Origin of the sequence: Mycobacterium sp. 48b, assembly GCF_048282725.1 — a bacterium.
In the GTDB taxonomy this organism is placed as follows: Bacteria; Actinomycetota; Actinomycetes; order Mycobacteriales; family Mycobacteriaceae; genus Mycobacterium.
This window is the reverse complement of the sequence record NZ_JBLVUL010000001.1, coordinates 3,870,740-3,883,210: the sequence shown is the minus strand read 5'-3', so window position 1 is coordinate 3,883,210 and position 12,471 is coordinate 3,870,740. Positions and strand designations below refer to the sequence as shown.

11 protein-coding genes are annotated in these 12,471 nt (G+C 64.8%); 8 read left to right on the top strand and 3 right to left on the bottom strand.

Going from position 1 to position 12,471, the window contains the following annotated elements:
* Nucleotides 1–78: 78 nt before the first annotated feature.
* From ACNQR1_RS19100 to ACNQR1_RS19080, 5 genes are all read left to right on the top strand, one after another.
* Nucleotides 79–1,047, top strand: a complete 969-nt coding sequence (locus ACNQR1_RS19100; protein ID WP_076111802.1) for a transglycosylase SLT domain-containing protein — start codon at nucleotides 79–81, stop codon at nucleotides 1,045–1,047.
* A 5-nt stretch (nucleotides 1,048–1,052) separates the two neighbouring features.
* Nucleotides 1,053–3,419, top strand: coding sequence for a hypothetical protein (locus ACNQR1_RS19095; protein ID WP_076111799.1), 2,367 nt, complete (start codon nucleotides 1,053–1,055; stop codon nucleotides 3,417–3,419).
* A gap of 49 nt (nucleotides 3,420–3,468) precedes the next feature.
* Nucleotides 3,469–4,836: a hypothetical protein gene (locus tag ACNQR1_RS19090; RefSeq protein ID WP_076111797.1), complete on the top strand. Its 1,368-nt coding sequence runs from the start codon at nucleotides 3,469–3,471 to the stop codon at nucleotides 4,834–4,836.
* A gap of 63 nt (nucleotides 4,837–4,899) precedes the next feature.
* On the top strand, nucleotides 4,900–5,208 hold the full coding sequence (locus ACNQR1_RS19085) for a hypothetical protein (protein ID WP_019344664.1): 309 nt from the start codon (nucleotides 4,900–4,902) through the stop codon (nucleotides 5,206–5,208).
* A gap of 43 nt (nucleotides 5,209–5,251) precedes the next feature.
* The gene (locus ACNQR1_RS19080; protein ID WP_070945678.1) at nucleotides 5,252–5,557 is read left to right on the top strand and encodes a hypothetical protein; all 306 of its coding nucleotides are present in this window, start codon (nucleotides 5,252–5,254) and stop codon (nucleotides 5,555–5,557) included.
* 63 nt (nucleotides 5,558–5,620) lie between these two features.
* On the opposite strand, the gene ACNQR1_RS19075 is transcribed toward ACNQR1_RS19080, so the two are convergent.
* The 3 genes from ACNQR1_RS19075 to ACNQR1_RS19065 are packed head-to-tail and all read right to left on the bottom strand — an operon-like array spanning nucleotide 5,621 to nucleotide 9,346.
* Nucleotides 5,621–6,388 (bottom strand): hypothetical protein, encoded by a 768-nt coding sequence (locus ACNQR1_RS19075; RefSeq protein WP_019344666.1) that lies wholly within the window; start codon nucleotides 6,386–6,388, stop codon nucleotides 5,621–5,623.
* On the bottom strand, nucleotides 6,375–6,587 hold the full coding sequence (locus ACNQR1_RS19070; protein WP_131827743.1) for a hypothetical protein: 213 nt from the start codon (nucleotides 6,585–6,587) through the stop codon (nucleotides 6,375–6,377). Before ACNQR1_RS19070 ends, ACNQR1_RS19075 begins: the two co-directional genes overlap by 14 nt.
* The gene (locus ACNQR1_RS19065) at nucleotides 6,587–9,346 is read right to left on the bottom strand and encodes a DNA polymerase (protein WP_076111796.1); all 2,760 of its coding nucleotides are present in this window, start codon (nucleotides 9,344–9,346) and stop codon (nucleotides 6,587–6,589) included. Before ACNQR1_RS19065 ends, ACNQR1_RS19070 begins: the two co-directional genes overlap by 1 nt.
* Nucleotides 9,347–10,038: 692 nt before the next feature.
* On the opposite strand from ACNQR1_RS19065, the gene ACNQR1_RS19060 reads away from it, so the two are divergent.
* The 3 genes from ACNQR1_RS19060 to ACNQR1_RS19050 all read left to right on the top strand — a co-directional run bounded on the left by ACNQR1_RS19060 (nucleotide 10,039) and on the right by ACNQR1_RS19050 (nucleotide 12,393).
* Complete coding sequence (locus ACNQR1_RS19060) at nucleotides 10,039–10,473, top strand: hypothetical protein (protein ID WP_052773277.1); 435 nt, start codon at nucleotides 10,039–10,041, stop codon at nucleotides 10,471–10,473.
* Nucleotides 10,474–10,516: 43 nt separating this feature from the next.
* On the top strand, nucleotides 10,517–11,590 hold the full coding sequence (locus ACNQR1_RS19055) for an E3 binding domain-containing protein (protein ID WP_081396686.1): 1,074 nt from the start codon (nucleotides 10,517–10,519) through the stop codon (nucleotides 11,588–11,590).
* A gap of 89 nt (nucleotides 11,591–11,679) precedes the next feature.
* Complete coding sequence (locus ACNQR1_RS19050) at nucleotides 11,680–12,393, top strand: hypothetical protein (protein WP_131721830.1); 714 nt, start codon at nucleotides 11,680–11,682, stop codon at nucleotides 12,391–12,393.
* Nucleotides 12,394–12,471 lie beyond the last annotated feature (78 nt).

Sequence of the window (12,471 nt, the reverse complement as noted above, 5' to 3'; positions counted from 1 at the left end):
AGTTCCTGAGATGCCGACGACCTATGTTTCCCGGCATCGGCGCACACGCGCCCCGAAAACACAGGAGCTCTGCTGACGATGCCCCCGCTGTCCACCGGTACGCGGATCCTTCTTCCCGCTGCCGCCGCCATGGCACTCGGCGCGATCAGCGCCAGTATCGCCAGCGCCGACGACACCGTTGCCGCTCCCAATCCGTCTACGTTCGACGTCCCGGGCCCGGAGGCCGTTGATCAGCTGTGGGCGTTGCCGGCGCCCGTACCCGACGGTCCCCCGGCGCCGGAGGCTCGCGCATTCACCGAACCTTTCACTTTCGAGGCCCCGGGCGCTGAACCGCCCGTGCTGGCACACGGAGCAGCGAACGGCACGGCCCCCGGTCCCGCCGAAGTGGACATGGCTCCGATCGACGCCCAGACGCGTCCCGTCGTGCTTATCCCGGCCGAGGTCGGCTCTACACCGATCCCGGCGGTGCCTGAGCCAGGAAAGTCGCTGCTCTCTGGCGCCATCCCAGTTCAGGCTGTCTCAGTCACCGACCCGATTGGGGGAACGACACCGTCGCGGACGCTGGTGCTCGTCTCTGAGGAACCGAGCCAGCACCCGGCTGTGCCCGCCACCGCGATCGACAAGGCCGCTGTCGACTACAGCGCCCATCCGGTTGCCGCCGTCGGCGACGCCGACATTGTCGCGGGCCTCAACGCAGCTGGGGTGGCGCCGGAGTTGACGCCACGGTTCACCGCGGCCACCCGCACCATCATCGGAGGTGAGTCCGGTGGATCGACCAACGCAGTGAACCGTTGGGATTCCAATGCCTGGGGTGCCGCCCAGCCCGACGGCGCACCACACAACAGCAGCCGCGGCCCCATGCAGACCATCCCCGGCACGTTCGCGGCATATCACGCCCCCGGAACCTCGACCGCGATCTACGACCCGGTTGCCAACATCGCCGCGGCCTGGCGCTACATCCGCGTCCAGTACGGCGTGAACCTGGCCACGGGTTCCGGGCTGGACGCGTTCATGGCCCGGGGCACGGGCCGAGGCGTCGGGTACTGATAGCGATGGCACCTCTAACCGACGCGCAGTCTCGCACCGACGCCACCCTCACCCAGCTGATCGCCAAGTGGAACGGCATCGACAGTGTGGCGATGCGGAGTGGGGCGACCGGCCAGTCCCTGCTCGATCAGATTGAAGCGATCATTCGTCGCCGCAACGGTATCGACGCTGCGATCGATTTCCGCGCGACGGCCAACAATCAATTGAATGACGGTCCCTACAGCTCCCGTTCCAAGACGCTCAATGCCCAGGACGTCCTGAGGAATGCCGACGCCAAACAGCCCAGGATCGATGGGAGCACCGATGCCACGACCCAGATCCCTGACAGCGACGCGTACGGCGCGAAAGGATCGGTGCTCAAAGCCAGCGATTCGGCGGCGGACACCGCGTTCAACGCCGCGCCGGCATTCGCCGGCAGTCGCTGGTGGCTGCCGTCTAACGAGTACCTCCCCGGATTTACTGACGAGGGCGGCCTGACCTACGGCGACGAGGCGGCGCTCAACGCACGAGACGACGCGCTGCAGAAGGTCAACCTGGAACACTTCCACGTCGATATGGAGAAGTCACAGGCGTGGAACCCATCCGGTGCTGCCATCCCGACCGAGAGCGGAACCGGCAGCCACATTTCCACGCTCGGGTCGGCGTTCACCGCCGCGGACAAGAAAGTAACCGCGGCGTTGGGGGTTCTAGACGCATTACGCCGGGCGTTCGAGAAGAGCGGTGAGCAGCAGATCACCAAGCAGCTGGAACGCATCGCTCCGGTGTTCGACCAGCTTGCCGCCGGCCTGCACACGTCCGCTGATGTTCCGCAGCAGATCTGGCGTGCAGGAACTGGCGCCAATAACGCTTTCCAGGAGCTTCGCAACAGCAACCACACCATCCGGCGGGCCATCGGTGACATCGTGTCCAACCTGCAGCGGGACTACGGCAGCACCACTGGTCTCAACATCAAGAAACGGCTCACGTTGCATGGGGAATTCACCAAGCTGCCGGATGTGACCGTACCCGCCGGCCTGGGAGCTCCGACCGAAGCCGCGCAGAAGATCCAGGAGTACGCAGGGTCAATCGCAAAGCCTGACACAGTGCCGGTGGAGAACGCATCGGCCGCGGTCGCGAACACTGCCGCTACTCCCACAGCGGCGGCCGACAAGGCGAGGGTGACCGGGAGCACCGGCGGCACCGGAGCTTCGACCCCCAAGCTGGGGGCGACACCATCGGGCTCGGAAGGTTCGGGGGCCAAGGCCAAAGGCAACAACGACCTCGGAGCGTTACTTTCGGCACTGGGACAACCGGCCTCCACCGCCGCGCAGCAGGCGTCCGCGGTTCCGCAGCAAGCCGCCAACGCCGCACAGCAGACCGCGGCTCCGCTCACCGAGGCCGCCCAGAAAGCCGCCGCACTCCCCGACGACGTCCTCAAAGCGTTGCGTGGCGATACCGCGAATAGCAACGCCAAAGCCGATCCGGCGGCGGTTGCCGCAGCCGAAACTGACCGGGCCGCTGCCACGTCGGCGACCCCCACACCAGCGGGCCCCGCAGCTCCGACACATCTCGGTGCACCCGGTACCGATGCCCGCCCGCACCAGCTGGATGCCAACGGCAAGCCGGCCGACAAGGACGGAAACGGCAAAGTCGACAAGGATGCAGTCCCGCTGTCGAAGAGGACCGTCAAACCGTTCGCTTTGGAAGTCTCTGCCGACGGGCGCAACGTACAGGTCAAGGATGTTCCTGACCCGCGGATTGGCGAGATGATGTTGAACATGGCCGAGGCCAGCGGAGGGTCGCCGATGTCGGTTGTCGACGCCGCGAAAGCTTCCGGAATGGACATCGCCTCCCTGGGCGATGCGCTCGATCCATCGGATGTCCAGGTCGGTGACGCGGTCATCGGTGCTGTTTCCTCAGGCATCTATCTCGGCAACGATCTGGTGCTCACCGCGACGGGTCTCGTGGAGGACCTGGCCGATGTGTTGGGGGACGACGGGTTTATCTCGGCGATCCCGCTGCCGGAACTGCCAGAAGAACCGGTCGGTCCGGACGGGCAGCTGTTGCCGGACAACCCGGCTCCCGTGGTGCCCGAACGCAATGGGGTAGACGGGGATTCCATGCCCGCCATCACCGTGAACACATCAAGTGCAGAAGCCCCCCAGGATCCCCCGAACGCGCCGGCCCCGAAGTCAGATCAGCCCGCTTCGACAGCTCCGCTGCCCCCGACAGACATGTCACCTGCTGCGGCTACCGCGATGCCACCGGCACCAGCTCGAGTGAGCGATCCTGCGCCGCCGGCTCCTGCAGCCGCGCCCCTATCGGCGATCTCGTCAAATGATCAGACGACGCTGCCGCGGCAGGTTCCCTATGAGGGACACGCGCTCGGGTAGGGCGCGCCGCGTGCCGGTCGACTGAGTCCGGGCCGTCACGATCAGCGATGTGATTGACCCACGCCTGCAAGCGCTCCTCGAGGATCGCCCTGACCCCGATCTTGAGGCCGAAGCGGCGACCGACGAAGCCGAACCGGACATCGTCGGCCCCGTCGAAACGGACTCCGGTTCAGTGCCCGACACGCAAGCCGAAGACACCGGCGCTCACGCCAAGCCGGCAGACACCGCCGACCCCGAAGAAGTGCGCCGGGAGTTGATCTCGCAGGCCGTCGAGGCTAATCCGGCACTGGCGCCGATCGCCCACGCCGCACGTGAAGGCGTGAGCATGGGTGGAGGCGGGAACGTCCGCGTCTCCTCGACACTGCGTGACGCGATGGACACCCTTGTTCCGGGACCTGACACGGCGCCTGATGGAGGGTTTCGGACGGTCGGAGGCTGGCTGAGCGCTGACAACTCTTTGTCGTCGCCGGTCACCAAGGTTTCGCCGTGGTTCACTGTTTCGCACTGGCAGTGGCTGGCGGCCAAGAACATGGTGCGGCGCATGCCCGTCGAATTGGGGCTCGTCCTGCCGCATCTGTTCATCTCTGAAGCACAGGTGATCTTCGACCTCAAAGCGTGGGGGGCCCTCAGCGGCGATGGCCAAATCACCGCCGAGGCGGCCGACATGTTCGGTGCGGTGACAGGTTTCTCCGAGCTCACCGTGTACGGGACAGTGCTGCTCTACGCCCAGCGGCGCGCACCCAAAAAGCTGCCCGCGGTACTGGAGAAGTTCGGGCTGTCCGCCGCGGTGCGCGATGTTCCTCGGGTGTCGTTCGCGGTAGGTATCAGCGACCGCGAGGTGGTGACGACTCTGGTCAATAACAACACCGTTGTCTTCGCACGCCGACTGCGGCGTATCCATGACACTGCTGATGCTGCCGAAGCGGTACTGGGTCTGCTCGATCCGCAGGGGATCTGGCCTGAGTATCCGCTGCGCACCAGCGTGGTGCTGCCGGGGGCTGTCGCCGATGAGCTTGCCACGTCGGCGGCCACGGCCAAGCTCATTGACGCAGAGCCTGACGAAGACGCCACAGATGATGAGCGCGCAGCCGACGCAGAGCTTCGCGCCGGAGTCCGCAAAGGTGCCCGCAAAGTACTCGCCGCCGCACGCACCCCTGCTGCGGCCACCGACGCGATCGCCGAGATCGCCACCTCTACCGTTCACGCGTTGGCCCAGATCACTGTTCGCACCAACGACGTGGACACCCAGCGGGGGGCTCCATCCGCGCTAGCGCTGGCATTTCTGCGGGGCAAAGGGATAGTTGCCTCGTACCCCTCAGGCACTGGACCGTTGCGGCGCATCACCTATGCCAGGGGAAACGCAGCTGGCATTGAGGAAGGCATCAAGGCTCTACGACACGCATACCGAGGCGGGTGATCGGCAAATCTGCGCTAGCATCGGCCGTAATCGCCCATTAGCGACGACACACGGAGGTTAGCCATGACCAACCCGAAGGTTGGACTCACGCAGGATGAAATTGCGGCCATCAGCGACGCGATGTTGAGCGAACTCGTCAACCTGCGACAGGCCACGGACAACAAGCACAAGGTGATCACCGAGATCGCGCATGTGCATTTCCAGTCCGAAGGCGCGACAGCAGTCCTCAACCGCTTCGAGACCGAGACCATGCCCAAGATGACCGATCTCATCAACACGGGCAACCAGGCTCTCGAAGGGCTGGGCAAGTACACCCAGCAGCAGATCGCGCAGGCCGAAGCGGCCAAGCAGGCCGTATACCGGCCCGTCTGATCCACCCGCCCACCGACCACGCCTCAACGACAAGGAGATTCTTATGAGTGGTGGAATGATCGATCTCAATATCGCCGGGACAACTGACGCCATCGCGCAGATGAAGAACCTGTCAAAGGCGATCGCCGGCTCCGCGACGACGCTGCTCGACAAGTACACGCAGATGACCGGCGGCGCCCTGCAAGGCACCACCTCGGATGCGGTCAAGGAGTTCTCGGACAAGCAGAACGCCGCAATCACTTCCAACGAGGAAGTGGACGCCCAGATGGTGACCGTGCTCAACACCTCGATGGATGACATCCATTCCTTCGACATGAACCAGGGCCCCGGCATGGCGACTGCCGGCTGAGGCTTCACACATCGACCAAAGCCCCGCGACTGTATAGGTCGCGGGGCTTTGTCGTGCAGCTGTTTACGCGGCAGCCGACTGCGGCGGAACGCCGTAGCCCAACAGCGATTCACGCAGCCACCCAGGCAGCATGCGGCACGGCCCCAGCCGCGTCACCGGTGCGCCGTTCTGGCACGTCGGCGGGACAGGAACCAGCATGTCGCCAGATGTCACCGTGATCGAGCAGTCCTCCCAGCCGGTGACTGCCATGGTCAATGGATCGATACGGTCACCCTCCGAGGTGCGGAACAGATACATCCCGCCGCCACGCAACTGCGGCACCAACAGTGTTGGTGCACTGTGGCGTTCGTAGCCATCGCCACTAGCCTGCATGGACCATTGTCGCCACACCCGCAACGACGCAGCATCACCGATCATCACCGCCACCATGTTCGACGCGCCGGCATGGATCGCCGCCGAGGTGGTGATCGCTCCTCGGCGCCACAGACCCGCTGCCACATCTTTACCCACGGTGCGATTGATTCGCCGGTAGTAGGCACCGACACGGACGTTGACTCGCTCCGCGGCAGCGTCGATGAGTCCGGCCCCCGCCAACTTCCCGGTTGTTTCCATAGGCATCTGCGTTCCGGTGGGATAGGTGCTCACCAGCGTTGCCAGTCCTGCCCGCTCAGCGTCGGTGGCGTCGTCGGGAACCACCACGTCCGGTCCGAGCATCGTCACTGCGGCACCCGCATTCACCAGCCGCCGCAGATAGCCTTTCCACAGCACCTCCGGCAGGCGCGGATCCATGCCTGCACCCAGCAGCGCAGCGATCGGGTCAGATCCGAGCATTGTTGTCTCCCTTGCCAAGTGACTCGCCGCTGCACAAGTAGGGGAAGGTCAGCGGATGCACCTGCCACAGTGACCGCCGTGCGTTCAAATGTGCCCACTGCACGGCCTCGTCCTGACTCGTGAAAGGTCCAACCATCCGGGGAAGATTGGGTATATTGCCGCTGCGCCAGTGAATGTCGAGAATGACAGCGTCGTCCATCAGACGTACTCCCACCGCTTCCCCATCTCGTTAACGTCGACGGCCAGAAACGCCTCGATCCCTCGCTGCGCAGCCGCGCGCTGCAGGAACGGCGGCGGGGTGGCCATCACGTGGGTCAGAGCATCGGCAATCTCTTTATCTGCGACGATCTCGTCATGCATCCACAGGTGCACATGGTCGGACAAGCCCATCCGATCCAGTTCCAGGATCGAATAGTGCATCACATCAAGCGCAGACCCTTGGCAGAAATGGTTCGGCGCGATCCTCGACGCCACCTCGTTCATTCGAATTCCGTTGTCATAGAACGAGAATTCCTGATTGACAACACGCCCCATCAGTGTGACCACCCTGCCGACGTTCTTCGACTCGTGCTTCAGAGCGTCGATGAGCCGATAAAGAATGGGAAGACTGTCCCGGATCGCCCACGCGACTTCTTTGGCCCGATCCAGAGTCCAGCCGTACTGCAGCGCGGCTGCCTTGTGGCCCTGGCTGTACATGTCGGCAAGCATCTTGCGTTTCGCCAGTTTGCGATCGATACCGGCCATTTGGCCGACCGGCTCGTAGGGATCTTTCCCAGCTCGCATGTCGGCGAGGAACTGACCATCACCTGATGCCGTCGCTAGGATCACCGGCTCAATCGACTTCCAGTCCGCGCTGACCCAGTCACTGGCGTCGGACACGACGATCCCGCGTGCCTCCTTCGGAAACTGCTGGATCTCCGGCTTGGACGCCGAGTTGCCGGTCAAGTACGGTCCCCGAGATCCCCACGCCGTGAAGGTGCCGGCATCAGTGGTAACGCACCAGACGTCGGCACGTCCACTGCCAGGTAGCGGCATCGGTTCCTCTGCAACCTGTACATCGGTGAAGTTCCATACCTCGACCAGCCCACCACTCACGCGAGACAACACTCCAAGGCGGTACATCGCCACCGCAGCCGCGGCCCCCCACTGTTCGTCGAAAGAGTGCGGCGGGGCACCCTTTTCGTGACAGAAGCCCGCACCATTCACCCAGCCCGCCAGATCGGCGGTCGGCGCCTCCAACGCCCACAGGAGCGGTTGATTCGGCAGCCTGCCCTGATCCCTCAGCCGGTCGGCGAAGTCAGCGGAGCGTCGTTCCAGGAGCTGTTTTCGCACGACGGAGAGGGATGCGCCTCCCGCCATCGCGGCGCACTGTTGAAGCTCGAGTTCTTTCCTCCATGCCGCCGCAGCTGCCATCGACTGGGCACCGTTATTCCATGCCTCCGTCACCGACTTGATCGCGTCTGCGCCGAGCTGCCTGGCGATGTACGGCGGCGGGGTCAACCGAATCGTGTCAGTTTCCGTCAGAGCGTCGAGCGTTTTGAGATGTGTTTGTGCCGTTGCATCCTCAGTCACCCAACGATGCTCCGGAGTGCACGTGAAGTGCATCCCATTTGTCAGCCGATAGGTACTCACCGGCGCATCGGTGTAGCGATGCACCGCACGCACTGTGGTCCAATTCCCGTCCGCATCAAGGGTCTTGTCGCCTAGCCTTATGTCATCGACGTCGACGATGCCACGACGGGTGAGCAACCGTTGATTCTCCGGCAAGCACATGCGGCCTGTGGCGTTGGCGCCGAGGATTTTGATCTCAGGGTGCAAACGTCCTGTGGGGGCGGCGTTCTCCTTCACCTTGCAGACGTAGCCAAGGACTTTCTCGACCCCCGCGACCGTGCGGTGCGCCAGCGCCAGGTCCGATCGCAGCACCGCGTCGTCGTCGGTGAAAATCTTCAGCGCGTCTTTGTCGGCCTTGAGCTGCCCGGTGGGGGTGGTTGGCCACGGCTGGGGCAATTCGCCACGCGCATCTAGTGCGTTGACCAGATCCCGGCCATTGCCTGGGCGGATGCCCGCGTTGGCCAGCAGCTGCGCCGCTGCCCGCGCCTGCTCCACCGTCTGTTCGCGGAACCGCTCCGGAAACTCGGTGTCGACGGCATAGCCGCGGGCGGTGCGTTCCAGGACGATCCGGTTGACCTGCTGAACGTCCTCGACCACCTGCTCGGCGTCATCGGCGTTGAGCACACCGCGACCACCCATCCCCAGGTCTGGGGTGGTCAGGTACCGAGCAGCGGTGGCCATGATTCCGATTCCACTTACTCCGGGGGTGCCCCACAGCCGCAGCGTCGCCACGGTGTCCGACATCGCGCCAACGGCGTACGTGGGTGTGTCGATGTCGGTGGCCCACCAGCCTTCGTCCTTCTTCAACCCCCGTACAGCGAACACTTCCGACATTGTCGTCCGGTCGTCATTCATCAGTTGGTACGCCATCGCCAGGTCTTCCAGTGTGCGTCCGGCTTTGTCGTAGGTCTTCACCATTCGGGCGGCGACCAGGGTGTCACCCAACTTTCGGATATGTGCACGGGTCATCAGCCGGTGTGCATACAGCGGCGCGACGTCGAAGCAAGCACCGTGGAATATCAACGCCGCGGCATGGTCGAAGACCTGGGCGAGAAGTTTGCGGTGCTGGGGCCGGCGTAGCGGGTCCAAAAGCAGGGACACGGTGTCGGCGCCGAGGTGAAATGCCACCGTCACGCAGGTGATCGAGAACTTGTTGACGTCCAGTCCGCGTGTCTCGATGTCGGCAGCCACAGTCGAGGGCGCGGTGGAGCACAGGGCTTCGACCCATTGCGCCATCGCGTCATCGTCGGTGACCAGGTATGCACCCACGGTGTGGTCGTAGATCTGAAACTGAGCAGCCGCGACGCGACGCAGCTCGACTCGGGGGACGTCGGGTTCTGGGGACACGCGAGTCAGTCAAGCAGCAGTTGCCGACATGTTTGCCTGCTTTGTTTCGACACGCCGACGACGGCACCCGATGGAATCCAGTGCCGCACGAATGCCGGTCTGGATCGGCATCGTGGTGCCGAGTTTTGTCCGCCAATCCGACTACGCCAGGGACATGACAGAGCAGGAAGGTGCCACTGAGACGCGTGTGAAACACGTGAACTACACGGTTCTGTAGCCGGCCACCTCCGCACACGTAGAGATGGCTGTTCTAGGTGGACTGGAGCGGAAGAAAACACCATGCGGCCGTGACCCCACTACACCTGTAAATGCTTGTTTTACTGCAGCTTTAGCGCCGCGACCGAGGCATTCGTAGAGGATTCTGGCGCAATTCACGATCCTCCGATCGACCGACAGGGAGGCCCTCAAGGGGGGCGGTCCAAGCCTCCGCCAGAGTCGCCATCCCGCACAGCCAGGCGCCTTCGATTCGGCCACCTTGTCGGTGCCCGCAGATACAAACGACACGCGAGAACTCAACAGGGGTTGCCTGGCATCACAGTCGGCATTACAGTCGGCATCGTTGGCATCCAGTGCCGGTGACGAAAACGTGGCTGATTCGTAGTTGTGAGCAACCGCAGGTTCGTACCGGCACCCGAAGTCACCGCCCACGAACCACCCCACCACCGAAACCCGAACCACCAAGGAGGGTCCTTATGACCGCTGCACTTGCGCCCACCGCGCCCCCGAGCTACCCCATCGCCCCGACGGCCGCTGCGCCGGCCGCACCCATGACCGCCGCGGTTCTCGACCTGGCGGCGCTCTCCGATGCGGTCGCCTCCAGCGCCGACCCCGTCGCGGTCCTCACCCAGCTGGTGCTGGCCACCGCCGCACGCTCGCGCAGCGCAGCCGAGCAGGGCCGGACTCTGTCGAATGTGAACGCCGCGATTTCCAAGACCCTCGACGCAGTGCGGACCGCGTTGCTGGACTCAGTCGGAGGCAACGCGGGTGTCTACGCCGGATTCACGGTGACTGCCACCGCCGGCGGTCGGCAGATGGACTACAAGCGCCTCGAGGCGGAATACCCCGACATCTACGACGAGCTGGTGACCACCAAGTCGCCCGGCCGGACCCTCAAGTACACCGCCTGACATCGCCGCCCCACCGGCAAACACCACCAAGGAGAACACCACCATGTCCGCTTCTGTACCGCCCGCCCCCAACGCGACTCCTGTTGCCCCACAAGGTCTGCAGGACATCAGCCACGGCGCTGCTGTTGCACCAGCACCCGTATCCGTAGCTCCGGCTCCCGCATACGCGATGGCCCCGATCATCCCGTTGCATGATGTGTCACACACTGCGGTGGCCCCGGTGACTGCCTCGGAGCCATTGCCTGTGCCCGACCCTGTCGCCGTGCAGTCCACGCCGTTGACTGTGGCACCGGCGCCGGCGGCAGCCGACAACAGCGTGATTACTGGAATCGTGCCTGCCGGTCCGCCGATCGCTCCGGCTCCGGCCCCCGTTCCTCCGGCGCCCGCTGTCGCACCGCCAGCACCCGTGACCGTGCCCGTTACGGGTGTGCCTCCCGTTCAGCCATCCGCGCCGGCGCACGAAGAGGTGTTCGCACCGTCGCCGGTCGCCGGTGGCGCTCCCCTGCCGCCGGTCATCGCGCTTCCCGACACTCCAGCGCTGCAACCCACCGCCGACACCCCGGCGCCCTCGGTCTCCAAAGCGGTTCAGACGCTGGCCGACCGGCACGGGATCGACCTGCGCACCATTACCGGAACCGGAACCCGTGGGCGCATCGTGCGCGCCGACGTAGAAGCCGCGATCAGTGCAGCAGCTGTCGAGGCTGGAGAACAGAGCCTCAATCCTGCGCCGGAACCCGTAGCGACCCCGGTGCCGGCCGCCGTGGCCGAACAGCCGCTGGTTTCCACCCCGGTGAATCCGGTTCAGGCCATAGACATCGCGCAGGATTCCGTGGTCGTCGCACCCGTCGAGGTGCCTGCCACTGAGAATCCCGCCAATCCGAGCCCCCCGCCTGTTACCTCTGCCGACGCCCCGCCGGCTGCGGTGTTGAGCACCGTGCGGCTGCCGTTCGACCTCAGCGGCGGACGCACTCTGCAAATCGGCCCTGACAGCGACCTGGTGGCGATGGCTGCCCACGCGCTGCCCGGTCTGATGATCACCTCCGCGGTGCTGGAATTGTCCGCAGATGGTCCCGCGGTGCTGGCGACCTTCGCGACGGCAGCGGCGGTGTCGCTGTGACCGCCGCCGGGATGCTTCACAGTGCATTCGACACAACCGCTGCCGGTGATGAGACAGCTGTGTCGCCGGCCCCGATTCCGCTTCGTGCGATGCCTCCGGCGCCGCCGATGATCCGGGTCCGCATGGACTCTCTCACCCGCACCCACGATGACGGCGACGACGGCGGCAACAGTGAAGGACCGGAAGAAACGGTCGTCGACATGCAGCTGATCATCGACTACACCGGAGCCCTGGCACGGCGCACCGCCAGCTACATCCGCGACGGTCTGGTCGAACGGGTCAACCATCCTCACCGTCATCCAAGCAAGGTGACATGTCTACGGTGCGCGGTCCTTAGTGCAGCCGAGCACCCGACCCTGGCCGCCACTTTGCTCGAAATCCTGAATCGCAGTGCTGCCCCCGCCGACGAGGATTGGAATCTCGAGCCGGACTGCACCGACACCCGCACCATGTCGCGGCTACGGCGTTTGGCGATCAGCTCCAACACCATGCACGACCTCTACGGGGATCATTGGGGCCAGGTGATGCTGATGTGCCTGCGCGTCGAACGCGCAGATCTGGAACTGTTGTCCTTCCTGACCCGCAAGTATCAGCCGAGTCGTGTCTTGGTGCCGCACAGCCGGGCAGCGCTGGCCGCGCACCATCTGGCCGGCATCGTCTGCCCGCGGGTTGGCCGTGACGGTAACCCGGTAGCCGACACCGTTCGCAACGCCGTCGCGGTGCGCCTGGCAGTCACTGCCGGGAACGTCGCCGAAGGCGCGTGGCCGTCCTGGCTGGATCACCTGCCAGCACCGGCGATGTGACGGCCATGGCCACCGCATCACCCCTGCCGCAGCTCAACCCGACAAGCCTGACATCACCACCCCTGCCGCAGCTCAACC

Bases quoted from the DNA above. Each gene is read 5' to 3' on its own strand.
- ACNQR1_RS19100 (WP_076111802.1), top strand. From the start codon at position 79: ATGCCCCCGCTGTCCACCGGTACGCGGATCCTTCTTCCCGCTGCCGCC.
- ACNQR1_RS19055 (WP_081396686.1), top strand. From the start codon at position 10,517: ATGTCCGCTTCTGTACCGCCCGCCCCCAACGCGACTCCTGTTGCCCCA.
- ACNQR1_RS19095 (WP_076111799.1), top strand. From the start codon at position 1,053: ATGGCACCTCTAACCGACGCGCAGTCTCGCACCGACGCCACCCTCACC.
- ACNQR1_RS19050 (WP_131721830.1), top strand. From the start codon at position 11,680: ATGCCTCCGGCGCCGCCGATGATCCGGGTCCGCATGGACTCTCTCACC.
- ACNQR1_RS19085 (WP_019344664.1), top strand. From the start codon at position 4,900: ATGACCAACCCGAAGGTTGGACTCACGCAGGATGAAATTGCGGCCATC.
- ACNQR1_RS19075 (WP_019344666.1), bottom strand. From the start codon at position 6,388: ATGCTCGGATCTGACCCGATCGCTGCGCTGCTGGGTGCAGGCATGGAT.
- ACNQR1_RS19080 (WP_070945678.1), top strand. From the start codon at position 5,252: ATGAGTGGTGGAATGATCGATCTCAATATCGCCGGGACAACTGACGCC.
- ACNQR1_RS19070 (WP_131827743.1), bottom strand. From the start codon at position 6,587: ATGGACGACGCTGTCATTCTCGACATTCACTGGCGCAGCGGCAATATA.
- ACNQR1_RS19060 (WP_052773277.1), top strand. From the start codon at position 10,039: ATGACCGCTGCACTTGCGCCCACCGCGCCCCCGAGCTACCCCATCGCC.